The sequence below is a fragment of the Caulobacter sp. FW305-C-30-S16 genome (assembly GCF_058783025.1).
The window spans coordinates 546,882-567,109 of sequence record NZ_JBYSYH010000002.1; the positions used below are offsets into that span (position 1 = coordinate 546,882).

The following is a 20,228-nucleotide window of genomic DNA, read 5'->3' on the forward strand; positions in this document are numbered from 1 at the left end:
ACGCATCTGGTGGGCTGGTGACCTCACGTCATACTTGCCGCGGCCCCGCCCGGCCTGACAGGCTGGCGCAAAAGCCCGGGAGAAGACGGCCATGGCCTTCGAAGTGATCACCACCGACGTGCGCGACGGGATCCTGACGATCACCCTCAACCGGCCGGATGCGCTCAACGCCTATACCGCCCGCATGGGCGCGGAGCTGGCGCAGGCCTTCGTCGAGGCGGACGCCGACGACGCGGTGCGGGTGGTCATCGTCACCGGCGCCGGCCGCGGATTCTGCGCCGGGGCGGACATGTCAGCGGGGGCGGACGCCTTCGGCGGCGACGGGGCGAAACTGTTCGGCGAGGGCCGCCCGACGACCGGCGCGCCGAAGGGCGGCTTCGTCGAGGCGATCTACACCTGCCGCAAGCCGTCGATCGCCGCGATCAACGGCGGGGCGGTGGGCGTCGGGATCACCATGACCCTGCCGATGGACATCCGCATCGCCTCGACGAAGGCCAAGATCGGCTTCGTCTTCGCCCGCCGGGGTCTCGCGCCCGAAGCGGGGGCGGCGTCCTTCCTGCCGCGCATCGTCGGCCTGCCGCAGGCGCTGCGCTGGTGTTACTCGGGCAAGGTCTTCGGTGCGGACGAGGCGCTGGCCGGCGGCCTGGTCAGCGAGGTGGTCGAGCCCGAAGCCCTGCTCGACCGCGCCCGCGAGATCGCCCGCGAGATCGTCGAGGAGACGGCTCCGGTCTCGATCGCCATCACCCGCGCCCTGTTCCAGCGCTTCGCCGAAGAGCCCGACCCTCTGAAGGTGCTGGCCGTCGACGGTCCGCTGGCCATGGCCATGGGCGCGTCGCCCGACGTGCGCGAAGGCGTTTCGGCGTTCCTGGAGAAGCGCAAGCCGAGCTTCCCGGGCAAGGTGTCGGCGGACATGCCGAAGCCGTATCCCTGGTGGGAGGGGTAGGGGACATGTACCGAAGGTACGTGTCCCCCAAAATCAGGATGCGGCAAGTTTAGGGGACACGTACCTGCGGTACATGTCCCCTGCTAGTTCCGCTCCCCGGCCGTCTGAGCGCGCAGCGCCTTGAACTCCGAGCCATCGTTCCAGTCGGGCCACTGCCGCGCGTTCATCAGCTCGCTGCCGGAGAACAGGATCAGGTCCACGTCGGCCGCCGCGCCGCGCAGGTCCCAGGCCGGGCTCCAGTTGTCGCAGGGCTGGTGGTAGCAGCGGGTGGTGTAGTCCGTGACCCAGCGGTCGCCGGCCTCGCGGCGGCCGGTCACCAGGTCCGGGCCGCCGCCGATGCCCATCAGCAGCAGCACCGGCACGCCGCGCTTGGCGACGCTGAAATGGTCGGCGCGATAGAACAGCGCGCGCTCGGGATGAGCGTCCGGCGTCACCACCCGGCCCTGCAGCGCGGCGCCCCTGGCCAGCAGCGCCTCGAGGCTGTTCTGCCCGGCGCCGACCAGCACCACGTCGCGGCTCGGACCGGCGGTCTGCAGCACGTCCAGGGTGAAGTTGGCGACCATCTTGGCCAGCGGGAAACCCGGGTGCTCGGCGTAATACTCCGACCCCAGCAGCCCGCGTTCCTCGGCGGTCCACAGGGCGAACACCAGCGTCCGCTGCGGCTTCGGCCCCCTGGCGAAGGCGCGGGCCAGCTCGATCACCCCCGCCACGCCGATGGCGTCGTCGGCCGCGCCGTGCCGCACGGTGTCGCCGCTGGCGTCCGCCGGGCCGATGCCGAAGGCGTCCCAGTGGGCGCTGAACATGATGCTCTCGTCCGGATGGGTCGTCCCCGGGATCTTCGCCAGCACGTTCTGGCTGACCAGACGGTCGACCTTCAGCGGATAGTCGGCGGAGAAGCTCGCACCGGTCAGGGCGACGGGTCGGAACCCGGCGGTGCGGGCGCGCAGCTTTTCGGCTTCGAAGTCCAGCCCGGCCTTGCGGAACAGGTCCACGGCGACATCCCGCTGCAGCCAGCCCTGCAGCAGCAGCTTGGCGGTCTCTGGATGCTCGCGCACGACGTCGAAGCTCTCGCCGTTCGAGGCGACCACCGTGGTCCAGGGATAGGCCGCGCCGGCCGTCTCGTGGACGATCAGCGCGCCGATGGCCCCGCGTCGCACGGCCTCCTCGTACTTGTAGCTCCAGCGCGCGTAGTAGGTCGCCGCCTTGCCGCCGAACTTTCCAGCGACAGGATCAGCCGCCGTGGCCTCGAAGTCCGGGTCGTTGATCAGGAAGACCGCGACCTTGCCCTTCAGGTCCACACCCTTGAAGTCGTCCCAGCCGCGCTCGGGCGCGCTGACGCCGTAGCCGACGAACACCAGCGGGGCCTTGTCGATGGTCACGCGGTCCACGGGCCGCTGGCTGGCGGCCATGATGTCGCGGGTCTGGACCAGCGGCTGGGTCGCGCCGTTCACGGTCAGGGACAGGCCTGCGTCGCCGGGCACGACGAACCGGTTCAGCGCCACTTCCTGGGTCCAGCCGCCGTTGTCGCCGGCCGGCTCCAGGCCCAGCGCCTTGAACTGGTCCACGAGGTATTTGATCGTCAGCGGCTCGCCCGGACCGCCCGGCGCGCGGCCGGCGAACTCATCGGCGGCCAGCACCTTCACATGGTCCGCCAGCCGGTCGGGCGAGATGATCCCCGGCGCCTGGGCGAGCGCCGGCGCGGCGAGCAGGGCGGCCAGGGTCAGGGCGGCGAACGGTCGAAAGGTCATGGTTTACTGCCAATCCGTAGGTGTTTCAGTCGCCAGCATCTCGTCATAGGTCGGCCGCCGGCGGATCACCGCGAAGCGGGCGCCGTCGACCAGCACCTCGGGGACGAGGGGGCGGGAATTGTATTCGCTGGCCATGGCCGCGCCGTAGGCGCCGGCGCTCATGAAGGCCACCACGTCGCCCGGGCCCAGCGGCGGCAGCAGCCGCTCGCGGGTGAAGGTGTCGCCGGTCTCGCAGACCGGCCCGACCACATCGCAGGGAACGGGCGCGGCGTCGCTGTCCTTCACCGGCCGGATGTCGTGGAAGGCGTCATACATCGCCGGGCGGATCAGATCGTTCATCGCCGCATCGAGCACCAGGAACCGGCGCCCCTCGGGCCGCTCGTGCAGATGGATCACGCTGGCCAGCAGCACGCCCGCGTTGGCGGCGATCACCCGGCCGGGCTCGAACGCGAAGCGCACGCCCTCCAGACCTTCCATGACCCGACCGATCATCGCCGCGTACTCGGCCGGTCCCGGCGGGTCGGGCATGTCGAAATAGGGCACGCCCAGGCCGCCGCCGAGGTCCAGACGCTCGACGCTCATGCCCTCGGCGCGCAAGGCCTCGACCAGCCCGCGCATGCGGGTGAAGGCGGCCTCGAACGGGGCGAGATCGGTGATCTGGCTGCCGATGTGGCAGGCCACGCCGAGCGGGTTCAGGTGCGGATGGTTTGACGCGTTGGCGTAGAGCCGCGCGGCTTCGGTGAACGAGACGCCGAACTTGTTCTCGGCCTTGCCGGTGGCGATCTTGGCGTGCCCGCCGGCCGCGACGTCCGGATTGACCCGAAACACGATCGGCGCGCGCAGGCCCAGGTCCCCCGCCACCTCGGCGACCAGCTTCAGTTCGGGCTCGGACTCGACGTTGATTTCCGACACCCCGGCCTTCAGCGCGAACTCGATCTCCCGCCGCGCCTTGCCGACGCCGGAGAAGACGATCCGATCACCCGGAATGCCCGCCGCCAGCGCCCGCCGGATCTCGCCCTCCGAGACGGTGTCCGCCCCGGCGCCCAGGTCGCCCAGCGTCCGGAGCACCGACACATTGCCGTTGGCCTTGACCGCATAGGCGATCAGCGGATCGCCGAGGCCCGCGCCGATCAGGGCGTCGCGGAACACCGTGAAATGCCGCTCCAGCGTGGCGCGGGAATAGACATAGACGGGGGTGCCGACGGCCTCCGCGATCCGGGAGAGCGGCGTATCCTCGCAATGGAGCTCGCCGCCCCGGACCTCGAAGTGGTTCACGGCCTGCCGGGTCTACTTGGGATTGGAGCCGGGGATCGGCGCGTCGCGGGGAGTCCGGCCGTCGGTGGCCGGGTCCATCACGGTGCCGGTGGTGCCGGTCTTCGACGGCTCGGCGCCGGGCCGTTCCAGCTCGCCCAGCCGGCCGCAGCCGCCGAGCGCCAGACCCGCGAGGGCCATCGAGAGGATCAGGGCCTTGGCTTTCATCGCAGGGTATCCTTCCAGCGCTTGATCTGTGACCGAACCTGGTCCGGCGCCGTTCCGCCATAGCTTACGCGGCTCGCCGACGAGGCGGCAGGGGTCAGGACCTTGAAAACGTCCTCGCCGATGCCCTGGTTCAACGCCTGCAGCTCGGCGAGCGGCAGATCGGCCAGATCGACCCCCAGCTGCTCGGCCCGCTTTACCGCCGCGCCGGTCACATGGTGGGCGTCGCGGAACGGCAGGTCGAGCTCCCGCACCAGCCAGTCGGCGAGGTCCGTGGCGGTCGAAAAGCCCGCGCCGGCGGCCGCGGCCATGCGCTGCACGTTCGGCTCCAGATCCGCGACCATGCCGGTCATCGCCAGCAGGCTGAGCTCCAGGGCGTCGAACGCCTCGAAGGTCGGGACCTTGTCCTCCTGCATATCCTTCGAATAGGCGAGCGGCAGGCCCTTCATGACCACGGTCAGGCTGGTCAGCGAGCCCAGTATCCGCCCGACCTTGGCCCGGATCAGTTCGGCGGCGTCCGGGTTCTTCTTCTGCGGCATGATCGAGCTGCCGGTGGTGAAGGCGTCGCTCAGCTTGATGAAGCCGAACTGCGGCGTCATCCAGATCACGATCTCCTCGGCCAGCCGCGACAGGTGGGTGGCGGCGATGCTGGCTGCCGACAGGCCCTCCAGCGCGAAGTCGCGCGCCGATACGCTGTCGAGCGAATTGGCCGTCGGTCGGTCGAAGCCGAGCGCCTTCGCCGTCATTTCGCGATCAATGGGGAAGGGCGAACCGGCGAGGGCCGCGGCGCCCAGCGGGCACTCGTTCATCCGGGTGCGGGCGTCGCGGAACCGGCTGGCGTCGCGGCCGAACATCTCGACATAGGCCATCAGGTGGTGGCCGAAGGTCACTGGCTGGGCCGGCTGCAAATGGGTGAAGCCCGGCATCAGGGTGTCGGCGTGCGCCTCGGCCTTGGCGATCAGCGCCGATTGCAGCGCCTCGAGCTGGGCGGCGGAGCGGTCGCAGGCCTCGCGCACCCAAAGCCGGAAATCGAGCGCCACCTGGTCGTTGCGCGAGCGCGCCGTATGCAGCCGGCCGGCCACGGGGCCGATCAGCTCACGCAGCCGCGCCTCCACATTCATGTGGATGTCCTCGAACTCGTCGCGGAACGGGAACGTCCCGGCCTCCATCTCCGCGGCGATCTCCGAAAGCCCGCGCTGGATTTCGGCGGCGTCGCCGCTAGATATGACCCCTGTCTTCGCCAGCATGGCGGCGTGGGCCTGCGACCCGGCGATATCCTGGGCCGCCAGGCGCTTGTCGAAGCTGATCGAGACGTTGATCGCCTGCATCAGGGCGTTGGGGCTCGCCGAGAACCGCCCGCCCCACATTGCCTGCCCTGCATCGGGCTTATTCGAGGGTTTGTCAGTCATATGAGCGAAGTCCAGCCGGCGAGACCCAGGCCCGATCTGTTGACCTGGGCCATCCGGGGCGCCGCCCTGATCGGCGTCGCGGCGGTTCTATACGTCATCGCCAGCGCTTCCATCAAACCCGCTGAAGTCCTTGATCTGAACGCCTTCAAACGGGGCGAACTGGCGAAGCTCGAAGTTCCCGGGACCCCGGCCGCCCCGACGACCGCCGGCTTCACCGACGCGGACGGCAAGCCGATGACCCTGGCCGACTTCAAGGGCCAGATCGTGGTGCTCAATCTGTGGGCCACCTGGTGCGCGCCCTGCCGCATCGAGATGCCGACCCTGGCCGCGCTGCAGGCCGCCTACCAGACCCAGCCGGTCCAGGTGGTGGCGCTCAGCGTCGACCGCGACGCCGACCTGGCCCTGGCGAAATCCGACATCGCAAAGAACGCCCCGCTGAAGCTCTATCGCGACCCCGGCTACAAGTTCGCCTTCGCGATCAAGCCCCGCGCCGCCGGCTTCCCGACGACGATCATCTACGATCGCCAGGGCCGCGAACGCGCCCGCCTCAGCGGCGGCGCCGACTGGAACGGCAAGGAAGCCCGCGCGATGATCGAGGCGCTGCTGAAAGAGTGACGGGATAGCCTGTTGAGGATGAACATCGACCCGGCCACCCTCGAACGCATCGCCGACCGGTCCTGGCCCGCCGCCGGGCGGGGCCGGCTGGGCGACTGGATCGTCAACACGGATCGCGGCTTCTCCGGGCGCCTGAACGCCTGCTGGCCGCTCGGCGATCCCGGCCTGCCGATCGCCGACGCGGTGGACGCGGTCGAGGCGCGCTACGCCGCCGCCGGCCTGCCGCCGCTGTTCAAGCCGGTGGACGGTCTTTCGCCCGACCTGGAGGCCGAACTGGCCCGGCGCGGCTACGCGCCCCGCACGGAAACCCTGATGATGGTCGGTCCCCTGCGCGGCGAAGGCGGTCGAGCCGAAGTGACCGCCGACCCCGACGCGCGCTTCGAGACCGTGTTCAACGGCGCCCAGAACAATCCGGACGACGCCGCCGAGCGGATGGGCGCCTTCCGCCGCATCCCCGCGCCGCGCGGCTTCGGCGTCATCGAGATCGACGGCGAGCCGGTCGCCATCGGCGGCACGGCGATCGAGGGGGACTGGGCGGGCGTCTTCGGCATGCGCACCCTGGCGGCCCACCGTCGCAAGGGTCTGGCGCGGGATATCCTGGAGGCGCTGTTCGCCACCGCGCGTCAGGCGGGCGCCCATCGCGGCTATCTGCAGGTCGAGGCCGACAACGCGCCGGCGGTGACGCTCTACGAAGGCTTCGGCTTCCGCGAGGCCTACCGCTACCGCTACTGGGGCCGGTAGACCGGGGCGCGTTGCGCGATCACCACCCCGACCAACGTCAGCGCGCCGCCCAGCATCTGCACCGGCGTCAGCGCCTCATGGAACAGGATCCAGCCGGCCACGGCGGCGACCACCGGCTGGGCCAGCACCACCACCGAGGCGATCGAGGCCGGCAGGCGGCCCAGCGCCCAGGCGATCGAGCCCTGTCCCGCCACATGCACGACAGCGAGGCCAAGGCACGCCAGCCAGCCGGCGCCGGACGCGGGAATGATGTCCTCGCGCATGCCGAACGCCGCGATCAGCAGGATCGGCGTCGAGACCAGCGTCGACCAGAACATCGCCCGCGAGGCGCCCGCGCCCTGCCGCGCCTGGCGCATGGCGATGAAGTAGAGCGCGTACCAGACGGCCGTCGCCAGCGAGAGCAGGTCGCCCAGCAGCGGCGCGATGGCCTGGCTCTTGTCGGCCCCGGCGGCCATGGTCCAGGCCCCGCTGATCGCCAGCGCCAGACCGGCGAGGAAGATGCGCCCCGGCCGCTCCCGGAAGGCGAACCAGGCGACCGCCGTCACCACCACCGGCGACAGGTTGGTCAGCACGGTCGCATTGGCCACCGAGGTCAGCTTGACCCCGTAGTGCCAGAACGACAGGTCCATGGCGAAGAACAGTCCGGCCATCACCATGGCCTTCGACGGCAGGGTCTTCACCCCGCCGCCGTCGCGCAGGGCGAACAACGCCAGGATCGGCAGGGCGAGCAGCAGCCGCCAGAAGCCGGCGGCCGCGGGGCCGGTCTCGGTCATCCGCACGAAGATCGGCGCAAAGCCGATGGCGCAGGCGCCGAAGACCAGGGCGGCCAGAGCCGAAACGGGCGCCTTTACCGGGGCTGGGGCCGTCGTCTCGCTCACCAGTCGAACCCCAGTTGCGCGCGCAGCTCGGCGCCGGTCATGCCGGCGTCGCGCAGCGTGCCGAGCGTCTCGCCGCCCTTGCGCTTGGCCATCCGCTCGCCGGTCGCCTTGTCCATGATCAGGCGATGATGGCGGTAGGTCGGGGTCGGCAGGTCCAGCAACGCCTGCAGCAGCCGCTGGATGTGGCAGGACTCGAACAGGTCTGCGCCCCGCACCACGTCGGTGACACCCTGCAGCGCATCATCGACGACACAGGCCAGGTGATAGGCGACCCCGACGTCCTTGCGCGCCAGCACCACGTCGCCGGCCAGTTCCGGCTTCGCCTGGATACGGCCATGCTCGCCGCCTGGGCCTTCGCCCTTCTCGTCGAAGCGGAGCTTGTGAAAGCCGCGCAGCGCCTCGTGCGCCGCGTCCAGGGACAGCCGCCAGGCGAACGGCTTGCCCTCGTCCAGCCAGCGGTCTTCCTCATTGGGATGGATCGGGCCGCCGCGGAACGCTTCGGGCGTCCCGTGCGGCGCGCTCAGCGCGGCCTCGGCGAGGTCCCTGCGGGTCTTGAAGCAGCGATAGACGAGGCCGCGCGCGCGGAGGCTGTCCAGCGCCGCCTCATAGTCGGCGAGGTGTTCGGACTGCCGCCGGACGGGCTGTTCCCAGCTCAGGCCCAGCCAGGTCAGGTCGTCGAGGATCGCGGCCTCGTGCTCGGGCCGACACCGCGTCGCGTCGATGTCCTCGATCCGCAGCAGAAAGCGACCGCCCTGTTTTCGGGCGGCGGCGAAGCCCTTGATCGCCGAATAGGCATGGCCGCGATGCAGCCGGCCGGTCGGGGAGGGGGCGAAACGGGTAACGAAGGAGGCGCTCACCGGCCGTCTGTAGACCGGCGCGCGCCGCTTCGCATCGTCAGTTGTTGGCGGGAGCCTCTGAAATGTCCTCCAGAACGGCGCCGGCCTTGCGGGCCGAGGCCTCCTGGGCGACGTCGCCCAGCGAAACGATGCCGGTCAGTTTGTCGGCGCCGTCGACGATCAGGATGCGGCGCACCTGCTTGTCGGTCATCTGGAAGATGACGTCGGCGATCGAGGCGTCCTCGCGGCAGGTCTGGACGTCGGTGGTCATCACCTCGTCGACGCGGGTGTCGAAGCTGCGCTGCTCGCCGACGACGCGCAGCACGATGTCGCGATCGGTGATGATGCCGCGGATCTGGCCGTCCTCGACAACCGGGATCGCGCCCGCGTCGAGATGGGTCATGCGCCGGGCTACGTCGGCCACGGTGTCGGAGGGTTTGGCGACCTGCGGATTGGCGGTCATCACGTCGGAGATCAGCATGGGAGCGTCTTTCGGCCGTTGAGGGTCAGCTGCCCTAACGGCCCGGATCAGCGCCCGTTCCCGCTCATCTCCGCTCAGCCCGGTCCGTTCGCCTTGGCCCGTGACGCCGGGAACATGCCCAGGTGGCTCAACACGGCGCGCAGGAAGCCCTCCTCGCCGCCGAGGCCCTCCTTGAGGGGATCGAACTGCCTGAAGCTGTTCATTTCCGCCAGGCCATGGGCGGCGCACCAGGCGGCGATCGTGGCCAGCTCGATGTCGACCTCGGCGACCTCGGGGCCGGCGAAGGCCCGGAAGGTCTCCCGCACCTGGCAATAGGCGCTGTCTTCCTTGTCCTGGATGCCCTCCGGCAGTTCGTCCTTGTCGCGCGAGCAATCGTACATCACGCGATAGAGCGCCGGGTGCGCCTGCGAGAACTGCACATAGGACACGCCGATCTCGGTCATTCGGGCGCCGAGGTCGGGCGTCCGGTCCTTGGCGGCGGTCATGGACTCGCCAAGCATGTCCCAGCCCACATGGGCCACCGCGTCGAGCAGTTCGCCCTTGTCCTTGAAGTGATGATAGGGCGCGGCCGGACTGACGCCGGCCTCCCGCGCCACCGCGCGCAGAGACAGGGCGCTCGGGCCCTCGTTCTCCAGAATCCGGCGCGCGGCGTCCACGAGGGCGCGTCGCAGATCGCCGTGGTGGTAGGGCCGGGTCTCGGCGGTTGCAGCTTCTCTCATGGCGCTCACGTTAAATCTCTATCCGAACGCTGTAAAGATCATCTTGACGGCGTTCAGATCGGTGTTATTTAAGCACTGTTCAGATCGAACAGCCCCTCGCTCCCCCGAGGGGACAAACTGGGGGGCTCCAATCAAAAAGGGGCCCAAACTTAAAGGACTGTGTGTCATGTCGATTTCCAAGCTCATCGCCTTCGAACGCTTCTTCGACCGTTCGGCGGTTGTCTTCCTTCTGGTCCTCGGCGCCGCCGCGGGCGCCACGGCCTTCGTTGGCGCGTAACACCTGAACAAGACCATTCGATCCCGTTTCGTCCCCCCGATCCCCCGGGGTGGACGGCGGGACCGACCTGACAAGGGGCGCCGCAGAGCGCCCCTTTTTGTTTGGGCGCGAGACAAGTCCCTGTCTTGGTTCCGTCGCCGATCAGGGTCTATCCTCTGAGTCGCGTTCGGGGATGTTGGCGATCCCTGATGAGACGCGGAAAGCGAGGCAGGTCTTCAGGTCCGTTCGCGTAGTCATTCAAAGTCGTCGTGGGGAGGTTTCCCATGACCCTGCATAAGGCCCGGGTGCTCAAGGCGCCCCCATCGGGCTGGCCCGCCCTGGTGCTGAACGCCGACTATCGGCCCCTCAGCTACTACCCCCTGTCGCTGTGGCCCTGGCAGGAGGTCATCAAGGCCGTCTTCCTCGACCGGGTCGAGGTCATCTCCACCTACGACAAGATGGTCCACAGCCCCTCGTTCGAGATGCGGCTGCCCAGCGTGGTCTGCCTCAAATCCTATGTGGCCCAGGACCGGCCGCCGGCCTTCACCCGCTTCAACCTGTTCCTGCGTGACAGCTTCAGCTGCCAGTACTGCAGCTCGGGGTCGGACCTGACCTTCGACCATGTCATCCCGCGATCACGCGGCGGCCGCACGACCTGGGAGAACATCGTCACGGCCTGCGCGCGCTGCAACCTGACCAAGGGCGGCCGCACGCCGCGCGAGGCCAACATGCATCCGCACCGCCACCCGCGCCGTCCCTCGATGCACGAACTGCAGGATCACGGCCGGCGCTTCCCGCCGGGTTTCCTGCACGAGAGCTGGCTCGACTTTCTCTACTGGGACATTGAGCTCGAGGCATAAAAGGTCCGGGCGGAAACAAAACCGTCGCAGAAACGTTGGACGATCAGACCACTCACCCAAGGGGGCGGGGATGATGCGACTATTCGACGTGATCAAGCTGCCGTTCGCGGTCGCCGGCGCCTTTGTCGGCGCTCTGGGCTTGCCCGGCTGCTGGGACGCCATCAAGGGTTGTCTTGCCGAGGCGCGCGCCCTGTCGCGACCCTGATTTCGGCATACGGTCTGTAAACCCTTGCGCCGTAAGGTGCGGGCATGACCAGTTCGCCCGCTCCGAAGTCCGTTGAACGTCGCCGCGCCGGGCGGAGCCGTGCGCTACTCGCGGGTAAGCTGGCCAACGAAAACGCCACCACCACCATTGATTGTGTGATCCGCAACATCAGCGCCGACGGCGCGATGATCGAGACGACGACTCCGCACCTGTTTCCCAGCACGCTGCACCTGGTTCAGATCAAGGAGGGCGTGGCCTGGGATGCGACGGTCATCTGGCGGCGCGGGAACCGCGTTGGCCTGTCGCTCGGCGACCGCCATGATCTGCGGGAAACGACAGAAAAGCAGCTCAAGGCCCTGCGCGCGATCTGGGGTCAGATGGCGCTGCGGTGATCCTCCCCATCGGGGGAGGTGGCCCGAAGGGCCGGAGGGGGTCACCCGCGATCTGAGCGGACCCCCTCAGTCGTCGCTACGCGCCGACAGCTCCCCCGATGGGGAGCATTCACGACACCGTATCGGGTTCCGGCGGATCATAGGCCGGCGCGGGATCGGGTTCGCCCGGCAGGTCGGGCTGCGTCTCCGGCGGCGTCGGATCGAAGGCGGGGGCGGGCGAGGGGTCGGTCGGCAGGTCTGGATCGGTCATACCCAACCAACCCGCGAGGTCCCGACGCGGTTCCTAGATCTTCTCGCTGATCCGGATCGCCGTCTTGCAGCCGGCGCGGATCAGGGCCGCCAGCAGCGGATAGCCCGGCGCTTCGCGGGCGCCTTCGTCGCGGGCGATGTCGCGGTGCGACAGCTCCTCGTCGCGGAACACGGCCAGTTCGGCGGCCAGCTCCGGATCACGGTCCTTAAGCTCGGCGATCTGGGCGGCGTAGTGGCCCTCGATCACCGTCTCGACCGCCTCGGTGCAGGCATGGGCAGCCTTGTCGCCGAGCAGGGCGGTGCCGGCGCCCAGCGCGAAGCCGGCGGCGCGCCACAAGGGCGCCAGCAGGGTCGGCCGCACACGGTGCTCGTTCAGCAGGGCGTCGAAGCGCGCCAGATGCACCGCTTCGTGCCCCTCCATCTCGGCCAGCTGGCCGGCGACCCGTTCATGGCCGCGCGCCTTGCCCAGGACGGCCTGTTGGCCGCGATAGATATGCACCGCGCCCAGCTCGCCGGCGTGATCGACCCGCAGGATTTCGGCCAGACGGGCGCGACCGGCGCCACGGCCGGGACGGGCGGGGACAGGACGCTCAGTCACGACGCAGCCTCGCGGCCAGAACGCTGTAGACCAGCAGTTTGAGCGAAATCAGCGCGTTCCATCCGGCCATCGACAGGCCGAGGAACACCCAGGCCGCCTCGTCGCAGGCCGGAGCCTTGATCTGGCCGCCCTTCAGCACGGCGTCCAGGCTGGTCAGCTGCGGGATCGCGCCGGAGGCGCAGGTCTTGGGGCCCGGCCAGAACTTCCACTCCGCGCCGGCGTGATAGATCGCCAGGCCGATCCCGACCAGGAAGACCGCCGCCAGCAACAGGCTGGCGAGACGCCGGATCCGGTCGTCCCTGAGCACCTGCTGCCCGACGACGCCGGCGATCCCGACGGCGAGGGCGACCCAGTAGACCTCTCGCGCCCTCAGGCAGAGGGTGCAGGGCGCCAGGCCGCCGAACGTCTCGAACGCATGGGCGATCGCCAGCATCATCGCCGACGACAGCGCCGCGACCAGCGGCCAGTTGCGCAGACACAGGTCGATCAGGGTTTTCAGCGCGGCGGGCATGTCAGCAGACGCTCGTGGTTCCGGAACCGAGGTAATGGCTGGCCACAAGACCAATCACGATCAGGGCGACACCAAGGCCGGCGAACAGCGCCAGGCGCCGCTCGACGACCGGCAGCATGGCCGGGCCGAACTTCTTGACGACCGCCGCGACGAGGAAGAACCGCGCGCCGCGCGTCACCACCGAGGCGGCGATGAACACCGGGAACGCGAACTGGGCGAGGCCCGAGGCGATGGTCACCAGCTTGTAGGGGATGGGGGTCAGACCCTTGATCAGGATCACCCAGACGCCCCATTCGTTGTACCAGCACCGGAACTGGTCCAGGCCCTCGGCGTGTCCCGACAGGCTCATCAGCCACAGGGCCACATCCTGGAGGAAATAGCCGATGGCGTAGCCCAGCGCGCCGCCGAGCACGGAAGCCAGGGTGCAGATGGTCGCATAGCGCCAGGCCTTTTCGGGCCGGGCCAGCACCATCGGCGCCAGCATCACGTCCGGCGGCACGGGAAAGAACGAGCTCTCGGCGAAGGACACCGCAAACAGGGCGGAGGGGGCGTGACGCGAGGCGGCGAGCCCCATCACCCAGTCGTAAAGTCGGCGCAGCATGGGCCTGTGCTATCAGGGCGCGGCGGGCTTGTCTCGCGCCTGCATGGAAAACGCACATTGTCGGCGCTGACAGCCAGCGCTTCTCGTCATTAGTTTCATCTGTTACTATCTCGCCCGACCGCGAAGGAGATTCCGATGAACGCCCAACCCAAGGCCGACCTGTTCGACAACCCGCTCGGCACCGACGGCTTCGAGTTCGTCGAATTCACCTCGCCCGAGCCGGAGCGCCTCAAGGCGCTGTTCGAGGTCATGGGCTTCACGGCGGTCTCGAAGCACCGCTCGAAGAACGTGCTCCGCTTCCGCCAGGGCGATGTGAACTTCATCCTCAACATGGAGCCGGACGGCCAGCCGGCCGCGTTCCGCAAGGCGCACGGCCCCTCGGCCAACGCCATGGCCTTCCGCGTCCGCGACGCCGCCAGGGCGCTGAAGATGGCCGTCGAGCGCGGCGCGACGGCGGTCGAGGGCAAGGTCGGCCCTATGGAGCTGAACATTCCGGCGATCGAGGGCATCGGCGGCACTCACCTCTATCTGGTGGACCGCTACGGCGCGCAGGAGATCTATGACGTCGACTTCCTGCCGATCGAGGGCGCGGCGGCCGTCGAGGAGTCCAACAGCGTCGGCCTGACCTATCTCGACCACCTGACGCACAACGTGTTCCGGGGCGGCATGGCCAAATGGGCCGCCTTCTACGAGCAGGTCTTCAATTTCCGCGAGATCCGCTACTTCGACATCGAGGGCAAGGTCACGGGCCTGTTCTCCAAGGCCATGACCAGCCCGGACGGCAAGATCCGCATCCCGCTGAACGAGAGCCAGGACGACCAGAGCCAGATCGAGGAGTTCCTGCGCGAGTACCACGGCGAGGGCATCCAGCACCTGGCCTTCGGTACGGACGACATCTTCGCCACGGTCGAGGCGCTGCGCGCGCGCGGCGTGAACTTCCAGTCGACGCCGGACAGCTACTACGAGCTGCTCGACGCCCGCGTCCCGGGCCACGGCGAGGACACCGCACGGCTGAAGTCCCAGCACATCCTGCTCGATGGCGCCCCGACCGAGGGTCAGGGCCTGCTTCTGCAGATCTTCACCGAGAACCAGGTCGGCCCGATCTTCTTCGAGATCATCCAGCGCAAGGGCAACGAGGGCTTCGGCGAGGGCAACTTCAAGGCGCTGTTCGAGTCGATCGAGCTCGACCAGATCCGCCGGGGAGTTGTGAAAGAAGCCTAGACTTCGATCAGGTCGAGGCGGCGTTCGATGCGTTCGAGGCGGACGTCAAAGTGATCATTCCGACGGTTCATTGAGACGAGGTTCTCCTCGACGGAGGTCAGCCTCACCTTCACATGACGCATGTCGTCTTTCAGGTTGTCGACATCCCCGCGCAGCAGCCCGATTTCGGACTGGATGCGCTGGAGCATCGGGACGACGATGTCGGTCACCTCTGACATCGCGTGAACATAGGACGAACAGCTTGATCGGGCAATACCAAAAACTCGCTCTGGTTGTGGTTGGCATGATTGCCCTCGCGGCCACGCCCGCCCTCGCGAGGCCCAAATGGGCCATCGCCATCCACGGCGGCGCCGGGGTCATCGAGCGCAAGGATCTGACGCCGGAGACCGACGCCGCCTATCGCACCGCCATGGCCAGGGCCGTGGCCACCGGAACCGCCGTGCTCGACAAGGGCGGTTCAGCGATGGACGCGGTCGAAGCCGTCATCCGCGAGCTGGAGGACGACCCGCTGTTCAATGCCGGCCGGGGCGCGGTGTTCACCGCCGAGGGCCGCAACGAGTTGGACGCGGCGGTGATGGACGGCGCGACGCTGAAGGCCGGGTCGGTCGCCGGCGTCACGCGCACCCGCCACCCGATCAGCCTCGCCCGGGCGGTGATGGAGAAGTCTCGCCATGTGATGATGATCGGGGCCGGCGCCGATGCTTTCGCCGCTTCGGCGGGACTGGAGCAGGTCGAGCCATCGTGGTTCTTCACCGAGCGCCGCTGGGCCCAGCTGGAAAAGGCCCTGACCGATCAGGGCCTGCCGGTTCCGGCCCGGCCGCAAGGCGCGCCGGCGCCGCACGCCTTCCTGGCCATCCCCGACGATCGCAAGTTCGGCACGGTCGGGGTGGTCGCCCTGGACACCGCCGGCAATGTCGCGGCAGGCACCTCGACCGGCGGCATGACCGCCAAGCGGTGGGGGCGGGTCGGCGACGCGCCGATCATCGGCGCCGGCACCTACGCCTCCAACCAGTCCTGCGCCGTCTCGGCCACCGGGACCGGCGAGTATTTCATCCGCCTGACGGTCGCCCGCGAGATCTGCGCCCTGGTGCAATACAGGGGCATGCCCCTGCAGGCCGCCGCCGACACGGTGATCCAGGATCGCCTGACCGCCCTTGGCGGCGACGGCGGCGTCGTCGCCCTGGCCCCCGACGGCCAGGTCGCCTGGAGCTTCAACACCACCGGCATGTATCGCGCCCGCGCCGCCGAGGGGCAGGCGCCGGTGATCTCGATCTACAAGGACGAGCCATGACGCCCGTCGATCGGTCACTTCGCCTTGCGGTCGGCGGTCCATACGGCGACGAAGTCCCGGTCCAGCGCATGGCTGAGGCCCCGGATCAGGCGTCCGTCGACGAACTCGCCGGAGTGGTTGTAGACGCCGCCGCCGCCGTCTCGGGTGACGAAGGCGAACCGCACCGTCCCCCAGTCGCGCGTTATCCGGCCCTTCTCGATGGGGCTGTCGTAGAAGGTCCCGGTGATCCGGTCGCCGTCGACGCTCTTGATGGTCATCTCGGCGTAGTAGGCGCCGTCGCCGGGCTTGTTGGTCAGGTCTACGCGCCATTCGCCGACCAGCGGCGCGGCGGACGGCGGCTCCCGGGAGACGGCCGGCGCGGCGGCGATTGCCGACAGAAGGCCCGCGACAAGCAGCGCGCGTCTGATCATTCTCATTCCCCTCAATCGATGGCGTCCAGAGGCATACGATGAGCAAGCGCAACTGGATCCCTGTCCGCGGCGCCGAGGGGGTCCACAGCAAACAGGCGCATGCCGATCTCCCGGAAGGGACCTACGAGCGGGAGATGTCCAAGGAGGGCTTCTTCGGCCCGGCGGCGTTCCTCTATCACCGCAAGCCGCCGACCGGCTGGACCAGTTTCGAGGGGCCGCTGCGGCCGCGCGCCTATGACCTGAACGGGCTGGATCAGGCCGCGCCCTCGCCGTGGGACGCGCCGGTCATCCTGCACAACGCCGCCTGCGAGATGCGCTTCTGGAAGCTCACCGCCGCCATGCCGGGCCTCGCCCGCAACGCCGACGGCGACCAGCTGCTGTTCGTCCACGCGGGCTCCGGCGAGGTGTTCTGCGACTTCGGCCGGCTGACCTACGCGGCCGGCGACTACCTCTACCTGCCACGCGGGACCATGTGGCGGCTCAGTCCCGCTGAACCGACGGCGATCCTGATGATCCAGGCGACCAACGGCCACTTCACCCTGCCGGACAAGGGGCTGCTGGGGAACCACGCCCTGTTCGACCCGGCTATGCTGGTCACCCCGGCCATGGACGAGGCCTTCATCGCCCACCAGGCTGAGGAGGGGGCCTTCCCGGTGGCGATCAAGAAGCGCGGCCAGGTTTCGGTCGCGACCTATGGCTACAACCCGCTGGACGCGGTCGGCTGGCACGGCGAGCTGGCGCCGGTGAAGATCAACGTGCGCGACTTCAGGCCGCTGAACAGCCACCGCTACCACCTGCCGCCCAGCGTCCACACGACCTTCCTGGCCGACCGGTTCGTGGTCTGCACCTTCGCCCCGCGGCCGTTCGAGACCGACCCGGGGGCGATCAAGATCCCGTTCTTCCACAACAACGACGACTACGACGAGGTGCTGTTCTACCACGCGGGCGATTTCTTCAGCCGGGACCACATCGAGGCCGGCATGATGACCTTCCACCCGTCGGGCTTCACCCACGGGCCCCACCCCAAGGCGCTGAAGAACATGCTCAGCCAGCCCAAACCCGCGACGGACGAATACGCCGTGATGATCGACACCCGCGACCCGCTGGAAGTCGGCGACGGCGCCGCGTCGGTCGAGAACCCCGCCTATGTCGACAGCTGGAAATCCGCATGACCGACGCCCTTGTCGATCCCGATCTGCTGGCCATGGCCGAGGACGAGCTCAAGCGCGCCCTGACGCTGAAGTGGCGGGAGTTGTCGAAGATCACCCCGTGGGGCGATACTTTCGAGGGAATTTCGCCTGACGGGAGAAATGTCGAGGTGGAACGAAACTATCTGTGGGCGAGCGCGCCGGGAGGGGACATTCTGGTCGAGATTGCGGTGTTCGGCGGCCCGTCGCGTTATGACGCCGGGGCGAAGGTCAGCCGCCTGATCCCGAAGACCGCCTGAACGGCGGCTCCTGGGTCTTCGAGGGGGTGTGAAGATGACGGACCATAGCGAGTTTCCCTGGGGGCCGCAGTACGAGCCCGGCCTGTTGACGCCGTTCGGCCTGCTGGGCTGGATCGTCGCCGCGGTGCTGGCGCTGCTGCTGGTCTGGCGGATGGCCAATCCGGCGGGCCCCAAGGCCGGCGAGGACCGGCTGAACGAGATCCACACCACCATCATGAAGGCCGCCCGCGACGCGCTGAAGCAGCAGTACTTCGGCAGCCCGGGCGCGGCCCACGCCCTGCGCCAGGCGATCAAGTACCAGCTGGGCGGCGTCCAGGCCGCCGGCGAGGGCCTGACCAAGCAGCTCAAGGCGCTCGACAAGGCCCTCGGCGAGGGTGACGACAAGGACAAGAAGAAGGACGACCACCACGGCAAGGACGCCCATGGCGGCGGTCACGGCGGCGCCACGGCCTCGGCCATCGCCCAGAACGTCGCGGGCCCGAGCATCACCGTCAACGTCGGCGTCGGAGAGAAGGCCGAAGCGGCCGCCGGCGACGGCGCTCACCACGACGCCCACGGCGCGGGCCACGGCGGCGGTCATGGCGCCCATGGCGGTCACGGGGCCCACGGTGCCCATGGCGAGGACGAGGACAAGCCGCTCACCCTCGGCGAACAGCTGATCGCCGTCGAAAAGGCCATCCGCGACTTTGAAGCCTGGTGGCAGAACAAGCCGGTCCGTCTGGGCGAACTGCGCGCCGCGCAGCACGACCTCACCCGGTCCAAGAAGCCCGACCCAGAAGCCCCTCCGACGAAAGACAAGCATTCATGAAACTAGCGTCCCTCAAGGGCGGCCGTGACGGTCGCCTTGTCGTCGTCTCCCATGACCTGGCCTGGTCCACGTCGGCGGAGGCCATAGCGCCCACCCTGCAGGCGGCGCTGGACGACTGGGGACGCTGCGAGCCCTTGCTGCGCGGCCTGGCCGAAAGCCTCGACCATGGCGCCCTGCCGCGTGACCGCTTCCACGAACACGACGCCGCCTCGCCGTTGCCGCGCGCCTATCAGTGGGCCGATGGCAGCGCCTATGTGAACCACGTCGCCCTCGTGCGGCAGGCGCGCGCCGCGGAGATGCCGGCCAGCTTCTGGACCGATCCGCTGATGTACCAGGGTGGCTCGGACGGCTTCCTCGGTCCGCGCGACCCCATTCCGCTGAAGGACGAGTCCTGGGGCTGCGACCTTGAGGGCGAGATCGCCGTGATCACCGGCGACGTGCCGCTTGGGGCCTCCCGCGAGGAATGCCTGGCGGCCGTGCGGCTGGTGCTGCTGGTCAACGACGTCTCCCTGCGCAACCTGATCCCCGGCGAGATCGGCAAGAGCTTCGGCTTCTTCCAGTCCAAGCCGGCCAGCGCCTTCTCGCCGGTCGCGGTGACGCCGGACGCCCTTGGCGACCGCTGGAAGGACGGCAAGCTGCACGGCGCCCTGGAGGTCGAGTTGAACGGCAAGCCGTTCGGCGAGGCCGACGCCGGCGTCGACATGACCTTCGACTTTGGAACCCTGATCGCCCATGCGGCGAAGACCCGCGCGCTCGGCGCCGGCACGATCATCGGCTCGGGCACGGTGTCCAACCGCGACGCCGAGGGCGGCCCCGGCAAGCCGATCAGCGAGGGCGGTCTGGGCTACAGCTGCATCGCCGAGGTGCGTACGGTGGAGACACTGCTCGCCGGAGAGGCGAAAACGCCCTTCCTGCGCCACGGCGACACGGTCCGCATTGAGATGCGCGACGAGAAACGCCACTCGATCTTCGGGGCCATCGAACAGGAGGTGGTCGCCGTTTGACGAGAGGGAAGAAAGCCATGGGCGCAGAGGTGACGCCGCTGCCGCGCAAGCGGGCGCCGGACACGCTGGTGCTCGACGACTACCTTCCCTATCGCTTGTCGATCGCCTCGAACGGCGTCTCCGGCCTGATTGCCCGCGCCTACCAGGACCGCTTCGGCCTGACGATCCCGCAGTGGCGGCTGATGGCGGTCCTGGCCGAGGGCGCCCTCACGCCCCAGGCCCTGGTCGCCCGCACCGCGATGGACAAGGTCACGGTCAGTCGCGCCGCCCAGGGTTTGCTCGCCCGCAACCTGGTCGAGCGGACCGACAGCCCGTCCGACGGCCGCTCTCACACCCTGGCCCTCACCGAGACCGGCCGCCGGCTGCACGGCGAGATCGCGCCGCTGGCCCTGGCCTACGAGGCGGCCCTGCTGGCCGGCCTGGCCCCCGCCGACGTCGCCACCCTCAAACGCCTACTGACCCGCCTGGAAGCCGCCGCCGCGCGGTTGTCGGGGGAGGGGCGCTAGCGCGCGTTGACCTGCCGCCCGTC

The 20,228-nt window shown here is 69.0% G+C and carries 27 protein-coding genes; 13 read left to right on the top strand and 14 right to left on the bottom strand.

Features of this window, described 5'->3' with window-relative positions; translation table 11 throughout:
• Positions 1-91: 91 nt before the first annotated feature.
• Positions 92-943: an enoyl-CoA hydratase-related protein gene (locus tag AC3WJT_RS09645; RefSeq protein ID WP_492342895.1), complete on the top strand. Its 852-nt coding sequence runs from the start codon at positions 92-94 to the stop codon at positions 941-943.
• Positions 944-1,026: 83 nt separating this feature from the next.
• Here AC3WJT_RS09645 and AC3WJT_RS09650 read toward each other — a convergent pair whose 3' ends face one another.
• The 4 genes from AC3WJT_RS09650 to argH are packed head-to-tail and all read right to left on the bottom strand — an operon-like array spanning position 1,027 to position 5,576.
• On the bottom strand, positions 1,027-2,691 hold the full coding sequence (locus tag AC3WJT_RS09650) for a M28 family metallopeptidase (RefSeq protein ID WP_492342896.1): 1,665 nt from the start codon (positions 2,689-2,691) through the stop codon (positions 1,027-1,029).
• Between the two features lie 3 nt (positions 2,692-2,694).
• Complete coding sequence (lysA, locus tag AC3WJT_RS09655; protein WP_492342897.1) at positions 2,695-3,966, bottom strand: diaminopimelate decarboxylase; 1,272 nt, start codon at positions 3,964-3,966, stop codon at positions 2,695-2,697.
• 12 nt (positions 3,967-3,978) lie between these two features.
• A complete protein-coding gene (locus AC3WJT_RS09660; protein WP_492342898.1) occupies positions 3,979-4,170 on the bottom strand; it encodes a hypothetical protein in 192 nt (63 codons plus the stop codon).
• Positions 4,167-5,576: an argininosuccinate lyase gene (argH, locus tag AC3WJT_RS09665; RefSeq protein WP_492342899.1), complete on the bottom strand. Its 1,410-nt coding sequence runs from the start codon at positions 5,574-5,576 to the stop codon at positions 4,167-4,169. Before argH ends, AC3WJT_RS09660 begins: the two co-directional genes overlap by 4 nt.
• Positions 5,577-5,615: 39 nt before the next feature.
• On the opposite strand from argH, the gene AC3WJT_RS09670 reads away from it, so the two are divergent.
• Together AC3WJT_RS09670 and AC3WJT_RS09675 are read left to right on the top strand one after the other, a co-directional pair.
• Positions 5,616-6,191 (top strand): TlpA family protein disulfide reductase, encoded by a 576-nt coding sequence (locus tag AC3WJT_RS09670; protein WP_492342900.1) that lies wholly within the window; start codon positions 5,616-5,618, stop codon positions 6,189-6,191.
• An 18-nt stretch (positions 6,192-6,209) separates the two neighbouring features.
• Entirely contained in the window at positions 6,210-6,932 is a 723-nt protein-coding gene (locus AC3WJT_RS09675) for a GNAT family N-acetyltransferase (RefSeq protein ID WP_492342901.1), read from the top strand.
• Here the strand turns inward: AC3WJT_RS09675 and AC3WJT_RS09680 are convergent.
• The 4 genes from AC3WJT_RS09680 to AC3WJT_RS09695 form a co-directional block, all read right to left on the bottom strand.
• Complete coding sequence (locus tag AC3WJT_RS09680; protein WP_492342902.1) at positions 6,917-7,810, bottom strand: DMT family transporter; 894 nt, start codon at positions 7,808-7,810, stop codon at positions 6,917-6,919. The two genes, AC3WJT_RS09675 and AC3WJT_RS09680, sit on opposite strands and share 16 nt — an antisense overlap.
• Positions 7,807-8,667 (bottom strand): tRNA glutamyl-Q(34) synthetase GluQRS, encoded by an 861-nt coding sequence (gluQRS, locus tag AC3WJT_RS09685; RefSeq protein WP_492342903.1) that lies wholly within the window; start codon positions 8,665-8,667, stop codon positions 7,807-7,809. Before gluQRS ends, AC3WJT_RS09680 begins: the two co-directional genes overlap by 4 nt.
• A gap of 37 nt (positions 8,668-8,704) precedes the next feature.
• Positions 8,705-9,127 carry a CBS domain-containing protein gene (locus tag AC3WJT_RS09690; protein ID WP_492342904.1) on the bottom strand — a complete coding sequence of 141 codons (423 nt, stop codon included), beginning with the start codon at positions 9,125-9,127 and terminating at the stop codon, positions 8,705-8,707.
• 74 nt (positions 9,128-9,201) lie between these two features.
• A complete protein-coding gene (locus AC3WJT_RS09695; protein WP_492342905.1) occupies positions 9,202-9,846 on the bottom strand; it encodes a TetR/AcrR family transcriptional regulator in 645 nt (214 codons plus the stop codon).
• 540 nt (positions 9,847-10,386) lie between these two features.
• On the opposite strand from AC3WJT_RS09695, the gene AC3WJT_RS09700 reads away from it, so the two are divergent.
• The 3 genes from AC3WJT_RS09700 (at position 10,387) to AC3WJT_RS09710 (ending at position 11,559) form a co-directional block, all read left to right on the top strand.
• Positions 10,387-10,962 (top strand): HNH endonuclease, encoded by a 576-nt coding sequence (locus AC3WJT_RS09700; RefSeq protein WP_492342906.1) that lies wholly within the window; start codon positions 10,387-10,389, stop codon positions 10,960-10,962.
• Between the two features lie 70 nt (positions 10,963-11,032).
• On the top strand, positions 11,033-11,167 hold the full coding sequence (locus AC3WJT_RS09705; protein WP_492342907.1) for a hypothetical protein: 135 nt from the start codon (positions 11,033-11,035) through the stop codon (positions 11,165-11,167).
• Between the two features lie 44 nt (positions 11,168-11,211).
• Positions 11,212-11,559: a PilZ domain-containing protein gene (locus tag AC3WJT_RS09710; RefSeq protein ID WP_492342908.1), complete on the top strand. Its 348-nt coding sequence runs from the start codon at positions 11,212-11,214 to the stop codon at positions 11,557-11,559.
• A 109-nt stretch (positions 11,560-11,668) separates the two neighbouring features.
• On the opposite strand, the gene AC3WJT_RS09715 is transcribed toward AC3WJT_RS09710, so the two are convergent.
• From AC3WJT_RS09715 to AC3WJT_RS09730, 4 genes are read right to left on the bottom strand one after another with little or no spacing between them, the layout of a single operon-like run.
• Positions 11,669-11,809, bottom strand: coding sequence for a hypothetical protein (locus tag AC3WJT_RS09715; RefSeq protein WP_492342909.1), 141 nt, complete (start codon positions 11,807-11,809; stop codon positions 11,669-11,671).
• A gap of 33 nt (positions 11,810-11,842) precedes the next feature.
• Positions 11,843-12,406, bottom strand: coding sequence for a demethoxyubiquinone hydroxylase family protein (locus tag AC3WJT_RS09720; protein ID WP_492342910.1), 564 nt, complete (start codon positions 12,404-12,406; stop codon positions 11,843-11,845).
• Positions 12,399-12,917 carry a disulfide bond formation protein B gene (locus AC3WJT_RS09725; protein ID WP_492342911.1) on the bottom strand — a complete coding sequence of 173 codons (519 nt, stop codon included), beginning with the start codon at positions 12,915-12,917 and terminating at the stop codon, positions 12,399-12,401. Before AC3WJT_RS09725 ends, AC3WJT_RS09720 begins: the two co-directional genes overlap by 8 nt.
• Before the next feature lies 1 nt (position 12,918).
• The gene (locus AC3WJT_RS09730) at positions 12,919-13,518 is read right to left on the bottom strand and encodes a YqaA family protein (protein WP_492342912.1); all 600 of its coding nucleotides are present in this window, start codon (positions 13,516-13,518) and stop codon (positions 12,919-12,921) included.
• A 135-nt stretch (positions 13,519-13,653) separates the two neighbouring features.
• Here AC3WJT_RS09730 and hppD point away from each other — a divergent pair, with 135 nt between their 5' ends.
• A complete protein-coding gene (hppD, locus tag AC3WJT_RS09735; RefSeq protein WP_492342913.1) occupies positions 13,654-14,739 on the top strand; it encodes a 4-hydroxyphenylpyruvate dioxygenase in 1,086 nt (361 codons plus the stop codon).
• Here the strand turns inward: hppD and AC3WJT_RS09740 are convergent.
• On the bottom strand, positions 14,736-14,948 hold the full coding sequence (locus tag AC3WJT_RS09740; RefSeq protein WP_492342914.1) for a hypothetical protein: 213 nt from the start codon (positions 14,946-14,948) through the stop codon (positions 14,736-14,738). The genes hppD and AC3WJT_RS09740 overlap by 4 nt on opposite strands.
• A 74-nt stretch (positions 14,949-15,022) precedes the next feature.
• Here AC3WJT_RS09740 and AC3WJT_RS09745 point away from each other — a divergent pair, with 74 nt between their 5' ends.
• A complete protein-coding gene (locus AC3WJT_RS09745) occupies positions 15,023-16,030 on the top strand; it encodes an isoaspartyl peptidase/L-asparaginase family protein (RefSeq protein ID WP_492342915.1) in 1,008 nt (335 codons plus the stop codon).
• 14 nt (positions 16,031-16,044) lie between these two features.
• Here AC3WJT_RS09745 and AC3WJT_RS09750 read toward each other — a convergent pair whose 3' ends face one another.
• A complete protein-coding gene (locus tag AC3WJT_RS09750; protein WP_492342916.1) occupies positions 16,045-16,440 on the bottom strand; it encodes a hypothetical protein in 396 nt (131 codons plus the stop codon).
• Between the two features lie 38 nt (positions 16,441-16,478).
• Between AC3WJT_RS09750 and AC3WJT_RS09755 the strand changes: the two genes are divergently transcribed.
• From AC3WJT_RS09755 to AC3WJT_RS09775, 5 genes are read left to right on the top strand one after another with little or no spacing between them, the layout of a single operon-like run.
• Positions 16,479-17,612 carry a homogentisate 1,2-dioxygenase gene (locus AC3WJT_RS09755; RefSeq protein WP_492342917.1) on the top strand — a complete coding sequence of 378 codons (1,134 nt, stop codon included), beginning with the start codon at positions 16,479-16,481 and terminating at the stop codon, positions 17,610-17,612.
• Positions 17,609-17,887, top strand: a complete 279-nt coding sequence (locus AC3WJT_RS09760) for a hypothetical protein (RefSeq protein WP_492342918.1) — start codon at positions 17,609-17,611, stop codon at positions 17,885-17,887. The genes AC3WJT_RS09755 and AC3WJT_RS09760 overlap by 4 nt, the downstream gene beginning before the upstream one ends.
• A gap of 34 nt (positions 17,888-17,921) precedes the next feature.
• Positions 17,922-18,695, top strand: coding sequence for a hypothetical protein (locus tag AC3WJT_RS09765; RefSeq protein ID WP_492342919.1), 774 nt, complete (start codon positions 17,922-17,924; stop codon positions 18,693-18,695).
• Entirely contained in the window at positions 18,692-19,699 is a 1,008-nt protein-coding gene (locus tag AC3WJT_RS09770) for a fumarylacetoacetate hydrolase family protein (RefSeq protein ID WP_492342920.1), read from the top strand. The genes AC3WJT_RS09765 and AC3WJT_RS09770 overlap by 4 nt, the downstream gene beginning before the upstream one ends.
• Before the next feature lie 17 nt (positions 19,700-19,716).
• A complete protein-coding gene (locus AC3WJT_RS09775; protein ID WP_492342921.1) occupies positions 19,717-20,205 on the top strand; it encodes a MarR family winged helix-turn-helix transcriptional regulator in 489 nt (162 codons plus the stop codon).
• Positions 20,206-20,228 lie beyond the last annotated feature (23 nt).